The sequence below is a fragment of the Streptomyces sp. NPDC003635 genome (assembly GCF_053587635.1).
Genome location: NZ_JBSFOK010000048.1, coordinates 43,663 through 63,887 on the forward strand (window position 1 = coordinate 43,663; position 20,225 = coordinate 63,887).

Annotated in this window: 11 protein-coding genes and 1 pseudogene; 8 read left to right on the forward strand and 4 right to left on the reverse strand. The window is 72.5% G+C overall.

The window, feature by feature from the left end:
• Positions 1 to 18: 18 nt before the first annotated feature.
• Positions 19 to 483: pseudogene (locus ACWDRW_RS32905) on the reverse strand (nucleotide triphosphate diphosphatase NUDT15); the annotation flags it as partial.
• A gap of 107 nt (positions 484 to 590) precedes the next feature.
• Between ACWDRW_RS32905 and ACWDRW_RS32910 the strand changes: the two are divergent.
• The 6 genes from ACWDRW_RS32910 to ACWDRW_RS32935 all read left to right on the forward strand — a co-directional run bounded on the left by ACWDRW_RS32910 (position 591) and on the right by ACWDRW_RS32935 (position 5,905).
• A complete protein-coding gene (locus ACWDRW_RS32910) occupies positions 591 to 1,064 on the forward strand; it encodes a MarR family winged helix-turn-helix transcriptional regulator (protein WP_451729758.1) in 474 nt (157 codons plus the stop codon).
• Between the two features lie 165 nt (positions 1,065 to 1,229).
• Positions 1,230 to 2,114, forward strand: coding sequence for an ion transporter (locus ACWDRW_RS32915; RefSeq protein WP_451729761.1), 885 nt, complete (start codon positions 1,230 to 1,232; stop codon positions 2,112 to 2,114).
• 83 nt (positions 2,115 to 2,197) lie between these two features.
• Positions 2,198 to 2,638, forward strand: coding sequence for a VOC family protein (locus ACWDRW_RS32920; protein WP_451729789.1), 441 nt, complete (start codon positions 2,198 to 2,200; stop codon positions 2,636 to 2,638).
• Positions 2,639 to 2,661: 23 nt separating this feature from the next.
• On the forward strand, positions 2,662 to 3,546 hold the full coding sequence (locus tag ACWDRW_RS32925) for a dioxygenase family protein (RefSeq protein ID WP_451729764.1): 885 nt from the start codon (positions 2,662 to 2,664) through the stop codon (positions 3,544 to 3,546).
• 137 nt (positions 3,547 to 3,683) lie between these two features.
• Positions 3,684 to 4,946: a phytase gene (locus ACWDRW_RS32930; protein ID WP_451729792.1), complete on the forward strand. Its 1,263-nt coding sequence runs from the start codon at positions 3,684 to 3,686 to the stop codon at positions 4,944 to 4,946.
• A 176-nt stretch (positions 4,947 to 5,122) separates the two neighbouring features.
• Positions 5,123 to 5,905, forward strand: coding sequence for a thioesterase II family protein (locus tag ACWDRW_RS32935; RefSeq protein ID WP_451729767.1), 783 nt, complete (start codon positions 5,123 to 5,125; stop codon positions 5,903 to 5,905).
• Positions 5,906 to 5,915: 10 nt separating this feature from the next.
• On the opposite strand, the gene ACWDRW_RS32940 is transcribed toward ACWDRW_RS32935, so the two are convergent.
• Positions 5,916 to 8,765, reverse strand: a complete 2,850-nt coding sequence (locus ACWDRW_RS32940) for an AAA family ATPase (protein WP_451729770.1) — start codon at positions 8,763 to 8,765, stop codon at positions 5,916 to 5,918.
• A gap of 399 nt (positions 8,766 to 9,164) precedes the next feature.
• Here ACWDRW_RS32940 and ACWDRW_RS32945 point away from each other — a divergent pair, with 399 nt between their 5' ends.
• Complete coding sequence (locus ACWDRW_RS32945) at positions 9,165 to 10,562, forward strand: FAD-dependent oxidoreductase (RefSeq protein ID WP_451729772.1); 1,398 nt, start codon at positions 9,165 to 9,167, stop codon at positions 10,560 to 10,562.
• A 27-nt stretch (positions 10,563 to 10,589) separates the two neighbouring features.
• Here ACWDRW_RS32945 and ACWDRW_RS32950 read toward each other — a convergent pair whose 3' ends face one another.
• Complete coding sequence (locus ACWDRW_RS32950) at positions 10,590 to 10,979, reverse strand: nuclear transport factor 2 family protein (protein WP_451729775.1); 390 nt, start codon at positions 10,977 to 10,979, stop codon at positions 10,590 to 10,592.
• 67 nt (positions 10,980 to 11,046) lie between these two features.
• Entirely contained in the window at positions 11,047 to 11,484 is a 438-nt protein-coding gene (locus ACWDRW_RS32955; protein ID WP_451729778.1) for a nuclear transport factor 2 family protein, read from the reverse strand.
• Positions 11,485 to 11,829: 345 nt separating this feature from the next.
• Between ACWDRW_RS32955 and ACWDRW_RS32960 the strand changes: the two genes are divergently transcribed.
• The coding region (locus ACWDRW_RS32960) for a type I polyketide synthase (RefSeq protein ID WP_451729781.1) at positions 11,830 to 20,225 on the forward strand (8,396 nt) is incomplete at its 3' end.

Below are 20,225 nucleotides of genomic sequence, written 5' to 3' on the forward strand. Positions count from 1 at the left end.
GAGAGGGTTGCAGGCCCCCTACGCGTAGGGCGTGAAGTGGGCCGGGGTGTGGTCGATCGGCAGGCCGGGGCGCCAGGCGGTCAGGGCCTGGGCGCTGCACACGAACAGCTCCTGCGGCAGCCCGTCCAGGGCGTACCAGCGCCAGTCGCCGACCTTCTCCCCGGGCTGGTCGCGAGGCTCGCCCTGCCAGGTGGTGACCTGGGCGGCGACGGTGAGCCGTACGACCCCCTCGACCCGGTCCAGGAGGGTGCCGAGCAGTCGTACATCCGCCGGGCGCGCCGTCAGGCCGGTCTCCTCGGCCAGCTCGCGCACGACCGTCTGCTGGAGCGACTCGCCGGGCTCCACCATGCCGCCGGGCAGTTCCCAGGTGCCGTACTTGTGGCGGCCGAGCAGCAGCCCCTGGGGGCCGTGCAGGATCGCGCCGACACCGAGGGCCGTCTGGGGGACGGGCGGGCGGGGAGTGCGAGGGCGGGAAGAAACGCGGTCCATCGGGCTCCGGCTTCCGTAGGGGTGGCTGCTTGAACGATGTCGCCGAACAGTGGGCAGTGGGTCTTTTGACATAGCTATGTTCTCATACCTATATTGCGAGCGTGACCCCCTCCAGCACTCCCAGCCGGGACCTCGACCGCGTGGCCGCCGGCCTCGCGGAGCAGGTGCCCGCGCTGCACCGTGCGCTGGAGCGGCGGATCGCGGCGGAGTACCCGCACCCCAAGCCGCCCGAGGGTCAGCTCGCGCTGCTGCGGTTCGTGGCGCGGCGCGAGGGCGCCACCGTGCGCGAGGCGGCCGAGGCGCTGCTGATGAAGCCCAACAACGTCAGCGCCCTCGTCTCCCGGATGACCGAGCTCGAGCTGCTGGAGCGCCGCCAGGACGCCACCGACAAGCGGGTCGCCCATCTCCACCTCACTGCCACCTCCCGGCAGCGGCTCGCCGAGGTGCGGGAGCTGGAGGCCGCCTACCTCCGGCAGGCGCTGCTGTCCCTCACCGAGGGCGAGAAGGACGCGCTGGGCTCCGTCCTGGGCGCCCTGAACGCGCTGACGAACCGGCTCCACTCCGCCGTCCGCTGAGCGGAGCGGCCGGCGCGCCCCTTCCGTGGGCCTGTGCGGGGCAGCGGTGCGGTCATGTGCGGGCGGGGCATGGTTCGGGCGAGGCGAGGGGCGTGCGGGCTCTGTCGCGTTCGCACATCTGAGCCCCCGGCATACCGCGCCGCGCCTCGGAGCAGATTCAGCAGGATGACCGACCACCAGCTTCTTCCGGAGCGCGCGTCCTGGCCCGCCCGCCGGGCGCTCGCGCAGTGGGCCCGCCAGATCACGGAGGCCCGTTGGTTCGCGCTCACCGTCCTCGCCCTGATCCTCGTCAACGCCGCCCTGCTGGGCGTGGAGACGTACCCCGGCCTCGCGGCGGAGTGGTCCCGGTGGCTGGGGCTCGCCGAGCACGTGTGCCTCGCGGCCTTCACGGCCGAGATCGCGCTGCGCGCCTGCGCCCACGCCGACCGCCCCCGCGAGTTCCTCCGTGATCCATGGAACCTGTTCGACCTGGCCGTCGTGGGCCTCGCGTTCCTCCCGGTCGTCCGCGAGAACGCCACCGTCCTGCGGCTGCTGCGCCTGGCCCGCGTCCTGCGCACCGCCCGGTTCCTGCCCCAACTGCGCATCGTGATGGTCGCGGTGGCCCGCAGCCTGCCCGGCACGGTCAGCTTTCTGCTCGTGGGCGCGCTGCTGCTCTACGTCTACGCCATGGTCGGCTGGCTCCTCCTCGGCCGACACGACCCCGAGCAGTACGGCTCGATCGGCCGCGCGGTGCTCACCCTGTTCCTGCTGATGACGCTGGACGGCCTGGGCGAGGCGGTGCACGCCGGTCTCGAGGCCACGCGCTGGAGCGTCGTCTACTACGCGTCGTACGTCCTGATCGCCTCGTTCGTGCTGGTCAACGTGCTCATCGGGGTGGTGATCAGCTCCCTGGAGGAGGCCCGGGAGCTGGAGCGGGAGCGGTCGGACGACACTCCGCCGGCCGACAGGGAGCTGCGGACGCGTATCGCCGCGGCCCGCAGCGCCCTGGACGATCTGGAGGCAAGCCTTCCGGCGCAAAACGGCTCGACGCGACGGCGACCGTGTGCCTAGGGTGATTGTCGCGGCATCGCGTGTCGGTCACCGGCTGGGTGAGGCATGGAGGCGCCGCGGAGATGCCCACGGAGGCATTCACCTTGCCCGTCGAGTTCAATCACACCGTCATCGCCAGTCACGACCGGGAGCAGTCAGCCCGGTTCCTCGCCGGGATCCTCGGCCTCGAAGTGGGCGAACCGGCCGAGCCGTTCCTGCCCGTCGAAACGGCGAACGGCGTCACGCTCGACTTCGCGACCTTCGGTCCCGACGCCGACATTCCCCTGCAGCACTACGCCTTCCTCGTGTCGGAGGAGGAGTTCGACGAGATCCTCGCCCGGCTCGTCGCGGCGCGCGTGCCCATCCAGGCCGACCCGCACGGCAAGCACCCGGGCCGCATCAACCGCAACGACGGCGGCCGGGGCGTGTACTTCCGGGATCCGTCCGGCCACGGCATGGAGGCCCTGACCCGGCCGTACGGCTTCGATCCGGCCTCGGAGCTGAACGGCGTGACCGAAGAGGTTCCCGGCGCGGCCGTGAACTGACCGTGCGGTGAGGGAGGCGGCAGATGAGCGAGCGACCCCGCGAGGCGTCCGGTGGCTTCGACGCGGAGCGGTCCGCGGAGATCGTCGCCGCCTCCTTCGCCGGAGCCCCGGACGAGCGCCTGCGCGAGATCCTGACCTCCCTGGTCGGCCATGCCCACGCCTTCGTCAAGGAGGTGGGGCTGACCGCCGAGGAGTGGGCCGAGGGCATCCGCTTCCTCACCGAGACCGGCCGCAAGTGCGACGCCACCCGGCAGGAGTTCATCCTGCTCTCCGACGTGCTCGGGGTGTCGATGCTGGTCGAGTCCCTGAACAACCCGGCGGACGGGGAGTGCACCGAGGCCACCGTAGAAGGCCCCTTCCACCTGGTCGAGTCACCCGCGCGGGAGCTCGGCGACAGCATCGGTGAGGGCGGTGAGCCGTGCCTGGTCACCGGCCGGGTCACGGACACCTCCGGAGCGCCGGTGGCCGGGGCCCGGGTGGACGTGTGGCAGGCCGACGCGGAGGGGTTCTACGACGTGCAGCGGCCCGGCGAGGTGCCGGAGCGCAATCTGCGCGGGCTGTTCACGGCCGACGGCGACGGGCGGTTCTGGTTCCGTACCGTCGTGCCGCGCCACTACCCGATCCCCACCGACGGCCCGGTCGGCGCCCTGCTGAGATCGACCCGCCGGCACGCCAACCGGGCCGCGCACATCCACGTCCAGGTGTCGGGGCCCGGCGTCCGGACCCTGACGACCCATCTGTTCGCCGACGACTCGCCCTACTTGGACTCCGACGCGGTGTTCGGCGTGAAGGCGAGTCTGGTCCGGACCTTCGCCCAGGTCGACGATCCGCGGCGGGCCGCCGAGCACGGGCTGCCGAACCCGTTCCGGCACGTCGACTTCCCGGTCACCGTTCGACGCGGTATGTAGTGTTCATGTCACGTCTATCTCGCCGTAAGTGACGAACGCTCACCCTTCACGCACGCGGGACAGGCTGCCAGACGCATCCGATCAAGAGCAGAAGGAGCGCGTCCGTGCCCGAGCCCCGTAGATCGCACGTCTTCCTGATGACGGCCACCCTGGTCGCACTCGCCGTGACGCTGCCCACCCAGGCGCAGGCGTCGTCCGCACTGCCCGGGATCACCCCCAGGTCCGAGACGGCGGCACTCCACGACGACGAGGCGGGCGGCAACTCCGACGCGGACGACCCGGCGATCTGGCGCAACGCCGCCGAGCCGGGCCGCAGTCTGGTCGTCGCCACGGCGAAGGAGGGCGGACTGCGGGTCTACGACCTCGACGCGCGCGAGGTCCAGTCCGTGCCCGCCCCGGCCGGACCGACCCCCGAGGACGCCCCCGGGCGCTTCAACAACGTCGACCTGGTGCACGGCCTGAAGCTGTCCACCGGCCGCGCCGACCTCGCCGTCACCAGCGACCGCGGCAACGACCGGCTGCGCTTCTACCGCATCGACCGCGACCGCGCCGGCGGCCCGCTCACCGACGTCACCGACCCGGCCGTGTCGCCGGTCTTCTCCGCCGACCAGGAGGAGATCAACGACCAGCGCACCGCCTACGGCCTGGCCACCTGGACCGACCGTGCCACGGGCCGCTCGTACGCCCTGGTCAGCCGGCGCGAGACGACGAGCGTCGCGCTCCTGGAGCTGCTGCCCACCCGCTCCGGCACGGTCGGCTACCGCAAGATCCGCACCATTGACCTGCCCTCCGCCTTCCGGCTGCCCGACGGCACCTCGTGGACGCCGTGCCTGGAGCCCGGTGAACTGCCCCAGGTGGAGGGCATGGTGGTCGACCCCGCCAACGGCACGCTCTACGCCGGTCAGGAGGACGTCGGTATCTGGCGGCTGCGCGCCGACCTCACCGGCACGCCCAGGCTCATCGACAAGGTCCGCGAGTACGGCGTCCCCGGCACCTACGACGAGGCCACCGAGGAGTGCGCGCCGGGATCCGATCCCGGCTTCGGCGGCACCCGCGTCGCCGCCGACGTCGAGGGCCTGACCCTGCTGCCCGAGTCCGACGGTGACGGTTACCTCCTCGCCTCCAGCCAGGGCGACAACACCTTCGCCGCGTACGACCGCGAGGTCGAGGACGACAACGAATACGAGGGCGGCTTCCGGGTCACGGCCGCCTCCGCCACCCTCGACGGCTCCGAGGAGTGCGACGGCGCGGCGGTCCTCAACGCGCCGCTGGGGCGCCGTTACCCCAACGGCCTCCTGGTCGTCCAGGACGGCGACGAGACCCCGCGGAGCGAGGACCGGACCGCGACCGGCTTCAAGTTCGTCGACCTCGCGGACGTCATGGACGCGCTGGACGACTGACCTCAGGGGGCGCTCGGGATGCCCGCCCCGGGGACCGCGAGCGCCCCCGCACCGGCAGTCCGCGCGGGCGGGACAGGGGTCGTAGGGGCTTCTTCCGTGGTGGGCGGGGCTCGTAATGTGGGGCGTCCGTGGACGGTTCGTCCCGTCGCACCCGATCGCTGGAGGTACGACCCGTCATGTCGGCAGCATCCGGTCAGTACGACACCTGGTTCCGCCGGTACGAGCCGGCCCGGCCCGGCGCCGTCAAGCTCCTCGCACTGCCGCACGCAGGCGGTTCCGCCCCCTACTTCCTGCCGTTGGCCCGCGCGCTCGCGCCGGAGCTGGACGTGTTGTGCGTCCAGTACCCGGGGCGACTCGACCGGCACCGTGAGCCGGCCCGTACGGATCTGCGGGAGCTGGCGGACCAGGTGTACAAGGCACTGGTCTCCGAGCCGACCGGTCCCGTGGTGCTCTTCGGACACAGCATGGGCGCCGTGCTCGCCTACGAGATCGCCCTGCGGCTGGAGGAGTCCGGCGGGGGCGAGCTGCTGGGCCTCATCGCCTCCGGGCGGCGCGCCCCGCACCGGTTCCGTGAGGAGACCGTCCACCTCCGGGACGACGACGGCATCATCGCCGAGATCCGCGAGCTGAGCGGCACCGAGCCGGGCATCCTCGACGACGAGGAGCTGGTGCGCATGGTGCTGCCCGCGCTGCGCGCCGACTACCGGGCCGTGGAGACCTACCGGGTCACGCCGGGCGCGGCCCCGCTGAGCGTGCCCGTGACGGTGCTGACCGGCGAGAGCGACTCCCGGGTACCCCTGGCCGACGCCCGCGCCTGGGAGGAGCTGACGACCGGAACCTTCCGCTTCCGGTCCTTCCCCGGCGGACACTTCTATCTCAACGGCCGCCCGGCGGAGGTGACGGAGGCGATCCGGGAGAACATCGACGCCTTCCGCTCCGCCACTCCCGCGTCGCCCTGAGCGGAGGGGCTCAGTCCCCGCAAGCGCCCACAGCGGCCAGCCGGGTGGCGAGATCGGTGCGCTGCTTGACGTCCAACTTCCGGTAGACCCGGGTCAGATGCTGTTCGACAGTGCTCACGGTGATGAACAGCTTGCTGGAGATCTGCCGGTTGGTGTGCCCCTGCGCGGCCAGCGCGGCGACCCTGGTCTCGGCCTCGCTCAACCCGCCGAGGGGCTCCGCGCGTTCCGCACCGGCGGAGCGCTGTTCCCCCTTCGGCTGCCCTTGCCCCACCTGTCCTGCCCGGCTCTCCCGCCCGTTGGGCCGCGGCTCGTCCAGGCACCGTGCCTGCTCGGCGGGCGGGCGGGAATGCGGGCGCGACACCGGCTCGGGGGAGGCATGGGGCCTGGTGGGGCGGCCCAGCAGGACGGCCCTGTCGGCCAACGCACGGTCCAGTTCTCGGCGGTCGCCGCTGGTCTCCAGGAGTTTCACCGCCCGGGTCAGCAGCTGGCGGGCCTGCTCCGCCGGTACCAGGCCGGCGAGCAGCCGTAGCGCGGCACCCCGGGTGCGGTCGTCCACCGGGCGGTTGGCGTCGAGCTGTTCCTCCAGCAGGCGTACGGCCTCCGGCCGGTGCCCGAGGGCCAGTTGTACGCGCGCCAGCTCCAGCCGCCACGGCACCAGGGTCGACACGTCCATGCGCCAGGCCGCCATCTCCCGGCGGATCCAGCGCAGATCGTCGGCGGCCGCCCGGCGCCACCCGATGGCGAGCTGATAGCGGGCGCGCGCCGCCAGATAGTGCAGTCCGAGCGGGGTACGGAAGGACTCCGCCGGGACGGGCCGGGCCAGCCAGCGGTCCGCGTCCGCGAACCGCCCGGCCTCCGTCGCCGCGGCCACCAGGGTGCCGAGCGGCGCCGCCACCGCGAACCCCCACGCCTGCGGGGTGATCACGGTCAGCGCGGCCCGCCCCTGCTCCTCGGCCTCCTGGGGCGAGCCGAGCCGGAGCGCCGCCTCGGCCCGGATGGCGTGCAGCACCGCCTGCCAGCTCGGCACGTTCCCCACCGAGGGGCGCGCCAGCACGGTCCTCGTCCAGTCGCGGACCTGCGCCGGCCGCCCGGTGTACACCATCGCCACGAGCAGCGTCGCCAGCAGTCCGAGCGCGCCGTCGTCGTCGAGATAGCGCTGGATCATCAGCTCGGCGTCGGCCGAGGGGTCCGCCGTGCCGCGTTCCGGGGCGAGGGAGTCGGCGAGCAGGGTCAGCGCGTCCAGATAGCGGCCGGTGACGGAGGTGGCGATGCCGGAGTCCGTGATGGCCCGGGCCTCGGCCTGTGCCTCCGGGTAGTGGTCGGGCCGGGCGAGTGAGATCAGCAGCCGTGCGGCGGCGAGCCGGGCGCGGGTCTCGGGGGAGGGGTCCCTCAGCCCGGTGACGGCCGCGACGATCGAGCAGGCGGCGTCGCCGCGGCCCTGCCACAACAGCGCGGGCACACCGGTGAGCGCGTTGGGCGGGTAGCCGTCGGCCCCCTCCACCGCGCTGAGCCTGCTCAGGTCGGTGGCGGCCGACAGCGGGTTGAGCTGCCAGCGGGAGCGCAGCAGCAGGCTGTCGTACGCCGTCCACCGCGGGGTGTCCGCGGGCTGAGGCCGCGTCAGGCGCAGGCACGCGCAGGTGAGATCGGGGCGACCGGAGGCCAGCGCCTGGGCCGCCGCCCGGTACAGGGCGGGCTCCGCCCAGTCCGGCTCGGCCCAGTCGGCGGCGATGAGATGACGGGCGATCGCCTCCGGCTCGGCGCCGAACTCGTGCAGCACCTCGGCCGTCATCCGGTGCAGCCGCCGCCGCTCCTCGGTCGGCAGTCCGGCGAGGACGGCGGCGACGAGCGGGGGGCGGATCAGGTCGCCGTCCACGAGTCCGGACTGCCCCAGTAACTGGAGCGCCTGGGCGGTCAGATCGGGGGTGAGGGCGACCAGCCGGGCCAGCACGGGCAGCGGTGTGGGTCGGCCGAGCACGGCGAGGGTCTGCGCGGTGGCGCGCACCTCGGGCTCGTGCCGGTACAGGGAGCGCAGCACGGCCTCGGCCAGTGGTCCGTCGCCGCCCGCCGCGGGGGAGGCCTCGGCCGCGACCGGATCGTCCAGCAGGGCGCTCATGAGCAGCGGGCTTCCGCCGGTCAGCGCGGGCGCGCGGCGGGCGAGCCGGGCACGGGCCGAGGGGACCGGGTGGGTCCCGGCCAGCCGGCCCAGCGCCTCGTCGGTGAGCGGGGCCAGCTCGATCCGGGAGAAGGAGGGCTGGCTCATCAGCTCGGCCCGGAAGTGCGGATGCGGGGCGCGCAGCGTCGAGGACTCGGTGAGCACCACCATGATCCGCTTGTGCCGCAGCCTGCGGACCGCGTACAGCAGGCACTGCAGGGACGCCTGGTCGGCGTGGTGCACATCGTCGACGGTGAGCACGAGGGGTGCCGGGCCGGCCAGATCGAGCAGGGAGGCGAGCACGCCGTGCACGGTGGTGGGCAGCGGCTGTTCGGCGGCCTCCGGCGGGGCGGCCGGCGGGGTGGTCAGCTCCGCGAGGTCGTCAGCGGTCAGTGGTGGGGGCGCGGTGCGGGCGAGATGCCGTACGGCGGTGGCGACCTGGCGCATGGAGGCGCGCCCGAGTCCGGAGCTGTCGATGAGCTGGTCCACCACGGCGAACTGCAGGCTGCGCTCGGCGGGTGAGCCGACGGCGCGGAGCACATGGGCCGAGCGCTCGGTCACCGACGCGGCGAAGGCCTCCAGCAGCGCGGTCTTGCCGCTGCCCACCCCGCCGGTGATCAGACAGACCTGTCCGTCGTGCTGGTCGTCGCAGTTGTCGAAGGCCGCGCGGAGCTGATCGAGCTGTGATTCCCGCTGTATCAGTACCACTCGACTCGGTCCCCCCTGAACGCGATGTCATGGAACAAACCGGCACTGTTCGACTGCATGGCGTCGTGGCCCCCGGATGGCTGAACGGTAGTCCTCGCGTGGTGGAGTCCGGGTCGAGGGCGGCGGCCTCGCCTGCCGCCCGAGCCGACAGCTTACGGCAGAGACAGGACCGAATTCTTGCCGAATCTTTGCCGACCGACGGCTTCTCAAGGCCCTCCGAGGCACCTCGTGCTACCGGTAGGACACGTTCCGGGATCGTCGAAGGACCGCCCACCCCTGCTGCGCCGCATAGGGGTTGACGCTCCGCGCACCGCGAGCGGTGGGTTAGGGGTTGGTCTGCCGTGCCCCGGCTCCCTAGATTGCGAGACCTGGTCCGGGTGCCGGCGAAAGGGAAACCCAGTGTCGACGAAGCCCACCCACGGTGCCGTGATCGGCGGCGGACTCGCCGGGATGCTCACGGCGCGGGCCCTGCGCAGACACCTCGACCGGGTCACCGTCATCGACCGCGACGACCTCCCGACCGGCCCGGAACCGCGCAAGGGCGTTCCCCAGGCCCGGCACGCCCATCTGCTGTGGTCGGGCGGCGCCCGGATCGTCGAGTCACTGCTGCCCGGCACCGTCGAACGGCTGCGCTCCGCCGGCGCCCACCGCATCGGCGTCCAGTCCGACATGGTGAACATGTCCCCGTACGGCTGGCAACAGCGTTTCCCCGAGACGCAGTTCCTCCTCGCGGTCGGCCGCCCCCTGCTCGACTGGACCGTCCGGGACCAGGTACTCACCGACGAGGCCATCACCGTACGCACCCGCACCGAGGTCCACGAACTGCGCGGCACCCAGGGCCACCTGGACGGCATCACCGTCCGCGACCTCGACAGCGGCGACGTCACGACACTGGACGCCGAGATCGTCGTGGACGCGAGCGGACGCGGCTCACGGCTGCGCCAGTGGACGGCCCCGCTCGGCGTACCCGAACCGGAGGAGGACGTGGTCGACTCCGGGATCACCTACTCCACCCGGATCTACCGCGCGCCCGAACGGGCCGCCGCCCGCTTCCCCATGGTCAGCGTGTACGCCGACCACCGCGTCGGCGAACCGGGCCGCAGCGGGCTGATCCTGCCCATCGAGGACGGGCAGTGGATCGTCACCCTCTCCGGCACCCGGGGCGCCGAACCTCCGACGGACGAGGCGGGGTTCACCGCCTTCGCCGAGGGCCTTCGGCACCCGCTGGTGGGCCAGGTCCTCGCGACCGCCGAACCGGCGGGCCCCGTCCGGGGCTCCCGCAGCACCGCCAACCGCCGTATCCACTACGACCGGTTGGAGCGCTGGCCGGACAACCTGGTGGTGCTCGGCGACGCCTTCGCCGCCTTCAACCCCGTCTACGGCCACGGCATGAGCTCCGCCGCCAGGGCGGTCGCCGTCCTCGACCGCACCCTGCGCCGCCACCGGGGCAAGCACGACCTCGCGGCCACCGTGATGCGTGCCGTCGCCGCGGCCGTCGACGACCCGTGGATCCTCGCCGCGTCACAGGACGTGTTCTACCCCGGCTGCCGGGTCGAGGCCAAGGACCCGCGGCTGTCGGAGGAACTCCACAGTCGCCAGGACTTCTCCGAACGCGTCGGCACGGTCGGCCTGTCCGACCCGGTGGTCAGCGCCGCCTCCGCGGGCGTCACCACCCTCGCCGCCCCGGTCGCCAGCCTCCAGTCGCCCGCGGTGCTCAACGCGCTGCGCACGGGCCCCGCCCACCCGCCGCTCACCGAACCCCCGCTCACCGCCGAGGAATGGGCACTGCTGAACTGACCCGGGGCGGCGGGGGTCAGTCGGCGGTCAGGGGACCGGTGTGAGATCCGAATGGCCCGCGATGATCCGGACCTCCGAGATCAGACCGGACTCGTCCACCCGCATCAGACTCACCAGCCGGAAGGCCACCCGGCCCCCGTCGGTGGCGTCCGGCACGGCCATCGTCCCGGAGACCGCCACCGCCACACTGCTCCCGTCCAGCGCCGCCGTCAGCGTGCCCGGGATCTCCTCGATGCCCGCGGCGATCGCGGCACCCAGATGCCGGCGCAGCGCCTCCCGGCCCACCAGCACCTCCGTGCCCACCGGGTCCTGGAACCGCGCGTCGGGCGTGAACAGGGCGAGGACACCGTCCAGATCGCCGGCGTTCATCAAGCGGCAGTATTCCCACACGACCGCCTTGCGCTTCGCCTCGTCCATGGCCCCCGCGCACCTTCCTCGAATGTCCCTCGGCCGACCGTGGAAACCCGGTCGGAAATCCATGGAATCAGTTCAGTAAACGGACGTCGGAGCTGCCCCAGAAAGCCCGCATCTCCTCGATCAGCCCGTCCGCGCCGACTTCGACGACCAGCATGCAGGTGAACTCCAGGCGCGCCTTCTCCGGCTCCCGCGGAGCGTCGAGAATTCCACGGCGCACCAGCAGCGGACCGTTCGGCAGGAAATTCATGGTGGAGATCACGGGAACGGCCGCGTGCCGTCCGTCGGGCGCCGCCACGGGCTCCCCGTAGGCGTCATGGACCCCCGCGGCCACCGCACCCGCGATATGCGAACGCAGCGCCCCGTGGCCGACCCGTGGACCGGCCCCCACCGGGTCCTCGAAGCGTACGGCCGGGGAATACAGGGCCAACAGGCCCTCCACATCACCTGCGTTGATGCGCTCGCAGTGCGCCACGGCCAGAGCCTTGCGCGTCGCTTCGTCGGGCACGGCCCTCGTCTCCCCTCGACGGCACACGAACCTGGAGCAGTGTCACAGCCACCCCCCGAAAGGCGATACCCCTACCCGGCCCCCAACCCCTACGCGCCGCGCCCGTAATGCCCGAGTGGCAAATCCATATCAGGGGTTGGGCCGCCCCCCTCGGGCTTCTTAGGGTTGGTCGCATCCTGGCCGGAGCACGGGGTGACGAAAACGCCGGACCACAGACCGCCACGCTATGCGGACGCGGCGGGGAAATCGCGGAACTCCCTAGCCGCCCGGACACCTCACCTCACCCCCCGGTCCGAACCGGACTCGGTTCCGCTCCTCGGGAGCCGAGCGTCAATGGGAGACCTGGTGGCGAATACGGGAAGCTCGGTCGGACGTACGGACTCCGCGAACGCGCGGTCGGCACCCACGGCACCCCCCGAGCAGATCGCCGTGATCGGACTCGCCTGCCGACTTCCCGGTGCCCCGGACCCGACGGCCTTCTGGAAACTGCTGCGCGAGGGCCGCGAGGCGGTCACCACCACCCCGCCCGAACGCTGGGACGCGGACGCCCACTTCGACGCCGACGCCACCGTCCGAGGAAAGATCAACACCCGGCGTGGCGGCTACCTCGACCAGGTCGACCGCTTCGACGCCGCCTTCTTCGGCATCTCCCCCCGCGAAGCCGGCGCCATGGACCCCCAGCAACGCCTGATGCTGGAACTCGGCTGGGAGAGCCTGGAGGACGCCGGGATCCTCCCGCACACCCTCGGCGAGCACACCACCGGCGTCTTCGTCGGCGCCATCTGGGACGACTACGCCTCCCTGCTGCACCGCCAGGGCGCCACGGCGATCGGCGCGCACAGCGTCACCGGCCTGCACCGCAGCATCATCGCCAACCGCCTCTCCTACACACTCCGGCTCAGCGGCCCGAGCATGACCGTCGACACCGGCCAGTCCTCCTCGCTCGTCGCGGTCCACCTCGCCTGTGAGAGCCTGCGCACCGGTGAGAGCGAGGTCGCCCTCGCCGGAGGCGTCAACCTCAACCTGGTCCCCGAAAGCACCATCAGCGCCGCCAAGTTCGGCGCCCTCTCGCCCGACGGCCGCTGCTACACCTTCGACGCCCGTGCCAACGGCTACGTCCGCGGCGAGGGCGCCGGACTCGTCGTCCTCAAGCCGCTCTCCCGCGCGCTCGCCGACGGCGACCACGTCCACTGCGTCATCGCGGGCAGCGCCACCGGCAACGACGGCGGTGGCGAGGGCCTGACCGTCCCCACCCCCGAGGGGCAGCGCCGCGTCATCGCCCAGGCCCACCGACGCGCCGGGATCGACCCCGCCCACCTCCAGTACGTCGAACTGCACGGCACCGGCACCCGGCGCGGCGACCCCGTCGAGGCCGCCGCGCTCGGCGCCGCGGCGGGATCGGCCGCCCGCGCCGCCGGCCACGCGGTCGCCGTCGGCTCCGTCAAGACCAACATCGGGCACCTCGAGGGCGCGGCGGGCATCGCCGGCCTGCTCAAGACGGTCCTGGCCCTGCGCCACCGGCAACTGCCGCCCAGCCTCAACTTCGAGCAGCCGCACCCCGACATTCCCCTGGACGAGCTGGGACTGCGGGTCCACACGGCACTGAGCGACTGGCCGCGCCCCCACGATCGACTCCTCGCCGGGGTCAGCTCCTTCGGCATGGGCGGCACGAACTGCCATGTGGTGCTGGCGGAGGCGCCGGACGCCGTCGTCGCCGGGGCGGACTCGGCTGTACGGGACGCCGACGCCGTAGCGGAAGACGCTGATGCCGTGGCACAGGGCGCCGATGCTGTGGGGGCGCGGGACGACGACGATGTCGCGACGCGGGACGCCGATGCCGGGCCGCACGGCTGGCCGCTGTCCGCCCGGACCGCCACCGCGCTGCGCGCCCAGGCCCGCAAGCTGCGCGAACACCTCGACACGCACCCCGAGCAGACGACAGCGGACCTGGGCCACTCCCTGGCCACCACCCGAACGTCGTTCGCCCACCGTGCCGTCGTCCTCGCCGCCGACCGCGAGCGGGGCGCCAAGGCGCTCGCCGCCCTGGCGGCCGGACGTTCTTCGCCGGACGTCGTCCGCGGCACCGTCACCGAGGGCGGCACGGCCGTCCTCTTCTCCGGACAGGGCAGCCAACGCCTGGGCATGGGACAGGAGTTGTACGCCACCCGGCCCGTCTTCGCCCGTGCGCTGGACGCGGTCTGCGGCCACCTCGACCCCGAGGTCCGCGAGCTGCTGCTGACCGCCGAACCAACCCCCGCCAACGCGGCCCGCCTGGACCGCACGGCCGTCACCCAACCCGCCCTGTTCGCCGTCGAGGTCGCTCTGTACCGCCTCGCCGAATCCCTCGGTGTCGTCGCCGGCCACCTTCTCGGCCACTCCGTGGGCGAACTGGCCGCCGCCCACGTCGCCGGAGTCCTCTCCCTTGCCGACGCCTGCGCCCTCGTCACCGCACGCGGTCGGCTGATGCAGGCCCAGCCCGAGGGCGGAGCGATGACCGCCCTGGAGGCCTCGGAGGACGAGGTCACCGCCGAACTCGCCGCAGTCGAAGGGCACATCACCGTCGCCGCCGTCAACGGCCCCGGCTCCTGTGTCGTCTCCGGGGACGCCGAGGCCGTCAGCGCCTACGCGGCCACCTGGGCCGAGCGCGGCCGCAAGACCCACGCCCTCCGGGTCAGCCACGCTTTCCACTCCGCCCACATGGACGGCATGCTGGACGAGTTCCGCGCCGTGGCACGGGGACTCACCTTCCACCCGCCCACGATCCCCGTCGTCTCCAACCTGACCGGCCGCCCCGCCCCCGCCGAGGAACTGTGCGACCCCGAGTACTGGGTGCGGCACGTCCGCCAGGCCGTGCGCTTCGCCGATGGCGTTGACTGGCTGCTGGACCAGGGCGTCACCACCTTCCTCGAACTCGGCCCCGACGGCACCCTCGCGGCCCTGGCCCGCGAATGCCTCACCGCCCGGCCCGACGGCGCCCGCCCCACCGACGTCGCTTTCCTCACCGCATTGCGCCGCGACCGCGCCGAGACGCAGACCCTGCTGACCGCCTTGGCGGGACTGCACGTCCGGGGCGCCGCCCCCGCCCTGCCCGCCTTCTCCGCGGGACCCGCCGCACGCCGGGTCCCGCTGCCGACGTACGCCTTCCAGCGCAAGCGGTACTGGCTGAGCGGCGACAACGAACCACCCGCCGCACCCGACGACCGGAACACCGAGGACACCGCCGTCGCCCCGAACGGGGCAGCGGCCGAGGACGGGCCCGCTGTCCTGGACGGTACCGGTGATGACGGGCCCGGTGTCCTGGACGGGGTCGCCGCCGACTGGCGGGAGCGCCTCTCCGGACTCACCGGCACCGCCGAGCAGACCAGGGCCGTCCTCGACCGGATCCGCGAGCACATCGCGATCGTCCTCGGCCACACGGACGACGACCCCGACGCCCTGGACGTCACCTGGTCGTTCAAGGACCTGGGCTTCGACTCCCTGTCCTCGGTCGAACTCCGCGACCGGCTCGCCGCCGCGACCGGCCTGCGCCTGCCCGCCGGTCTCCTCTACGACCACCCCACCCCCACGGTCCTCGCCGACCACCTCCGTGCCGAACTCCTCGGCGACACGACCCAGCCCCGCACGACGCGCACCACCACCGTCCACACCGGCGAACCGATCGCCATCGTCGGCATGGCCTGCCGCTACCCCGGCGAAGTCGCCTCACCGGAAGACCTGTGGCGGATCGTCCGCGAGGGTCGCGACGTCGTCTCCCCCTTCCCCGACGACCGCGGCTGGGACCTGGAGACCCTCTACCACGCCGACCCCTCCCACCACGGCACCAGCTACGTCCGCGAGGGCGGCTTCCTGCACGACGCCGCCGCATTCGACGCCGAGTTCTTCGGCATCTCCCCGCGCGAGGCGCTGGCCATGGACCCCCAGCAACGACTGCTGCTGGAGACGAGCTGGGAGGCGATCGAACGGGTCGGCATCGCCCCTGGCTCCCTGCGCTCCAGCATGACCGGCGTGTTCGCGGGGGCCATGTCCCAGGACTACGGCGACCGGCTGCACGAGGCCACCGAACCCGTCGAGGGCTTCACCCTCACCGGCAACGCGGCGAGCGTCGTCTCCGGCCGGCTGTCGTACACCTTCGGCCTGGAGGGCCCGGCGGTCACGGTCGACACGGCCTGTTCGTCGTCGCTGGTCGCGCTGCATCTGGCAGTGCAGTCGCTGCGCAACGGTGAATGCGACCTCGCTCTGGCGGGCGGCGTCACCGTCATGCCCACCCCGGGCATGTTCGTGGAGTTCAGCCGCCAGCGCGGGCTCGCCGCCGACGGCCGCTGCAAGCCGTTCGCCTCCGCGGCGGACGGAACGGCGTGGGCCGAGGGCGTCGGCGTCCTGGTCGTCGAGCGGCTGTCCGACGCCCGGCGCAACGGCCACCAGGTGCTGGCGGTCGTACGCGGGTCGGCGATCAACCAGGACGGGGCCTCCAACGGTCTTGCCGCGCCGAACGGCCCGTCCCAGCAGCGGGTGATTCGGGCGGCGTTGGTTAACGCGGGGGTGGCGGCCTCCGAGGTGGACGCGGTGGAGGCGCACGGTACGGGAACCACGCTGGGTGACCCGATCGAGGCGCAGGCGCTGCTGGCGACGTATGGCCAAGGGCGGGACGCCGGCCGGCCGTTGTGGCTGGGCTCGATCAAGTCCAACATCGGGCACACCCAGGCCGCCGCCGGTGTCGCGGGTGTCATCAAGATGGTGATGGCTCTGCGGGAGGGGGCGCTGCCGCGCACCCTGCACGTGGACGAGCCGACTCCGCACGTGGACTGGTCCGAGGGTGACGTCCGGCTCCTTACGGAGGAGCTGGAGTGGGGCGAGGGCGGCGATCGGCCGCGTAGGGCCGCTGTTTCGTCCTTCGGGATCTCCGGGACGAACGCGCACGTGGTCCTGGAGGAGGCGCCCGCTGAGGCGGAGCCGGCACCTGTGGTGGTGTCCGGTTCCGAGGGCTTGTCGGGGTCGCCGGTGGTGCCGTGGGTGGTGTCGGGTCGGGGAGCGGTTGGTCTGGCGGCGCAGGCTGGGCGGCTGGCGGCGGAGACCGCTGGTGATCCAGTGGACGTGGGATGGAGCTTGTGGTCTTCGCGTACGGCGTTGGAGAGCCGTGCGGTGGTGTGGGGCCGGGAGAGTGGCGAGCTGACTTCCGCGCTCGGTGCGCTGGCGGAGGGATCTCTGGCGCCGAATGCCGTGTCGGGTACAGCCGGTTCGGCAACCGGTGTCGTGTTCGTCTTCCCGGGTCAGGGCTCTCAGTGGTTGGGGATGGGACGTGGGCTCCTTGAGTCCTCGCCGGTGTTCGCGGCGCGTGTCGCGGAGTGTGAGGCGGCGCTCGGGTCCTTCGTGGACTGGTCGTTGACGGAGGTGCTGCGGGGCGAGGACGACGCCTGGATGCAGCGGGTGGACGTGGTCCAGCCGGTGTTGTGGGCGGTCATGGTGTCGCTGGCTGCGGTGTGGGAGTCGCTGGGTGTTGTACCGGCTGCGGTGATCGGGCATTCGCAGGGGGAGATCGCGGCTGCTGCGGTGGTCGGTGCGTTGAGCTTGGAGGACGCGGCGCGGGTGGTGGCGCTCCGGTCGGCGGCCATCCGCGATGAACTGGCCGGTCGTGGTGGGATGTTGTCGCTGGCGGCGGGCGCTGATCAGGTGTCGGCGTGGGTTGAGCCGTACGGCGACCGGGTGTCGATCGCTGTCTTCAACGGTCCGGATGCGACCGTGGTCGCCGGTGATCCGGAGGCGCTGGACGAGATCACCGCTCTCGCCGAAGCCGATGGTGTGCGGGCGCGCAGGGTTCCGGTGGACTACGCGTCCCACTCCGCGCACGTGGAGGACATCCGGGACCGGCTTCTGGACGCGCTGTCTCCGGTGGCGCCCCGGGCGTCCCGTGTCCCGCTGATCTCCACGGTGACCGGCGGGGTGTTGGACACGACGACGATGGACGCCTCGTACTGGTACGAGGGCCTGCGTCAGCCGGTGCGCTTCACCGAGGCAGCTCAACAGGCCTTTGCGCAGAGTCACTTCCGGTTCATCGAGATCAGTGCTCATCCCGTGCTGACCATGGGCGTCCAGGCCATCGCGGAGGCTTCGCAGAAGTCGGTCACCGTCGTGGGAACGCTGCGAAGGGACGAGGACGAGAACGCCCGCTTCATCGCGAACGCGGCCGAACTCTGGGTCCACGGGACCGACGTCGACTGGTCCGCCGTCTTCGCGGGACGTGCCGTGAAGCGGGTCGATCTGCCGACGTACGCCTTCCAGCACCAGCGCTACTGGCTGGAGTCCAGCACGGGCACCGCCGATATCGGTGGCGCCGGACTCGCCGCTCCCGACCATCCACTGCTCGGTGCCGCTGTGAGCCTCGCCGGCGGTGACGGCGCTGTGCTGACCGGGCGGCTCTCGCTGCGCACCCATCCCTGGCTGGCGGACCACGCGGTGGCCGGCACCGTGCTCTTCCCGGGAACCGGCTTCGTGGAGCTGGCGATTCGGGCCGGGGACGAGGTCGGCTGCGGTCGGCTGAGCGAACTCACACTTCAGGCTCCGCTGGTTCTTCCCGAGCGTGACGCCGTCCACCTTCAACTCGTCGTCGGCGGGCAGGAGGGGGACGGGCAGCGCTCGATCGCGGTGTACTCCCGTCCGGAGGACTCAGAACACGACCAGGAGTGGACCCTGCACGCCGAGGGCACCCTCGCCGCCGAAGAACCGCAGGTCCCCTCCGTAGACCTGGCGGTCTGGCCGCCCGCGGACGCCGAGCCGGTGGAGATCGGCGACTTGTACGACCGACTCCACGCCTCCGGTTACCAGTACGGCCCGGTGTTCCGGGGGCTTCGTGCGGTGTGGCGGCGTGGGGACGAGGTGTTCGCCGAGGTCGAGTTGGGGGAGGCGGAGCGGGGCGGGGCTGCGGGCTTCGGGGTGCATCCGGCGTTGTTGGATGCGGCGTTGCACGCGGTGTTGCCGGTGGGTGGCGGGGAGACTCGGTTGCCGTTTGTGTGGTCGGGGGTGTCGTTGTCGGCGGTGGGGGCGTCGGCGGTGCGGGTGCGGTTGGTTCCGGCTGGTGGGGATGCGGTGTCGGTGTGGGTGGCCGATGCCGGGGGTGCGCCGGTGGTGCACGTGGAGTCGTTGGTGTTGCGGCCGGTCGTGGTGGAGGGGTTGGGGTCCGGTTCCCCGGTTCGTGAGGCTCTGTTCCGGTTGGACTGGACACCCGTCGCCTCCACGGCCGTCGTCGACGAACCCAGCTGGGCGGTGCTCGGCGATGCCGACCCGTTTGACTTCGGCCTTCCCCTCCTCGGCCACCTGGACCGGCTGGAGACGGAGTTGCCCTCCACGGTGGTCCTGCCCGTCGACGGCGGTGGCCACGGATCCGCGGAAGCCGTCCGTCGTACGGTCCTGAGCACATGGGAGACCGTCCGGACCTGGCTCGCGGACGAGCGGTTCGCCGAGGCGCGCTTGGTGGTCGTGACGCGTGGCGCCGTGGACACGGTCGGGGAGGGGCCCACTGATCTTGCCGCCTCCGCCGTCTGGGGCCTGTTGCGTTCCGCCGAGGCCGAGAATCCCGGGCGGTTCGGGCTGCTGGACCTGGACCCCGGGGGCGGCCACGGCCCGGATGTCGGCAAGGGCCTTGCCTCCGTGCTGGGAGGGGAATGGCAGGTCGCCGTCCGGGGCGATCACGTGCTCGTCCCGCGTCTGGCTCGCGCCAACGCCTCGGGTGAGGCGACCCGGTTCGGTGACGGCGCGGTTCTGATCACCGGCGGTACGGGGACCTTGGGCGCTCTGGTGGCTCGGCACGTGGTGGCGGAGCACGGGGTGCGGAAGCTGCTGCTCGCCAGCCGTCGGGGGGCCGAGGCTCCGGGTTCGGCGGAGCTGGTGGGCGAGTTGGCGGCCGCGGGGGCGGTTGCCGAGGTCGTGGCCTGTGACGCGGCTGATCGCGAGGCCTTGGCGGCGCTGCTCGCCGAGCATCGGGTCACGGGTGTCGTGCACCTCGCGGGCGTCCTCGACGACGCGGTGGTCACCGGGCTCACCCCTGGGCACTTCGAACGGGTCCTGCGTCCCAAGGTGGACGCGGCCGTCAACCTGCACGAGCTGACGCGCGATCTCGATCTCTCGGCCTTCGTCCTCTTCTCGTCCGTGGTCGGCGTTCTGGGTGGCCCCGGCCAGGCCAACTACGCCGCCGCGAACACCTTCCTGGACGCTCTCGCCCAGCAGCGCCGGGCGGAAGGACTGCCCGGGACCTCCCTGGCCTGGGGCTTGTGGTCGGACGCCAGCGGGATGACCGGCCACATGGACGAAACGGCCGTGGCCCGGATGGGGCGGGCCGGGATCGTGGGTCTCCCCTCCGACCAGGGCCTTGCCCTCTTCGACACCGCGCTCACCGGTGACGAGCCGCTGCTCGTCACCGCCCGTCTGAACACCGCCGCCGTCCGCGCGGGAACCGTGCCACCGCTGCTGCGCGGCCTCGTCCGGAGTAACGCTCGGCGCAGGGCCACGGGCCCCGACAGCGACGCCACCAGCGGCTCGCTCACCCGCAGGCTTGCGGGGCTCTCCCGCGAGGAGCAGCAGCACGAACTCCTCGGCGTCGTCAGGTCCAGCGTGGCCCTCGTACTGGGGCACGCCTCGGACCGGACGATCGACACCGATCGCACCTTCAAGGAGTTGGGTTTTGACTCGTTGTTGGCGGTGGAGTTGCGGAATCGGTTGGGTGAGGCGTCGGGGGTGAGGTTGCCGGCGAC

Excerpts from the sequence above, each read along its gene's own strand:
- ACWDRW_RS32950 (WP_451729775.1), bottom strand. The coding sequence starts at position 10,979 with ATGGACGAGGCGAAGCGCAAGGCGGTCGTGTGGGAATACTGCCGCTTG.
- ACWDRW_RS32915 (WP_451729761.1), top strand. The coding sequence starts at position 1,230 with ATGACCGACCACCAGCTTCTTCCGGAGCGCGCGTCCTGGCCCGCCCGC.
- ACWDRW_RS32930 (WP_451729792.1), top strand. The coding sequence starts at position 3,684 with ATGACGGCCACCCTGGTCGCACTCGCCGTGACGCTGCCCACCCAGGCG.
- ACWDRW_RS32935 (WP_451729767.1), top strand. The coding sequence starts at position 5,123 with ATGTCGGCAGCATCCGGTCAGTACGACACCTGGTTCCGCCGGTACGAG.
- ACWDRW_RS32925 (WP_451729764.1), top strand. The coding sequence starts at position 2,662 with ATGAGCGAGCGACCCCGCGAGGCGTCCGGTGGCTTCGACGCGGAGCGG.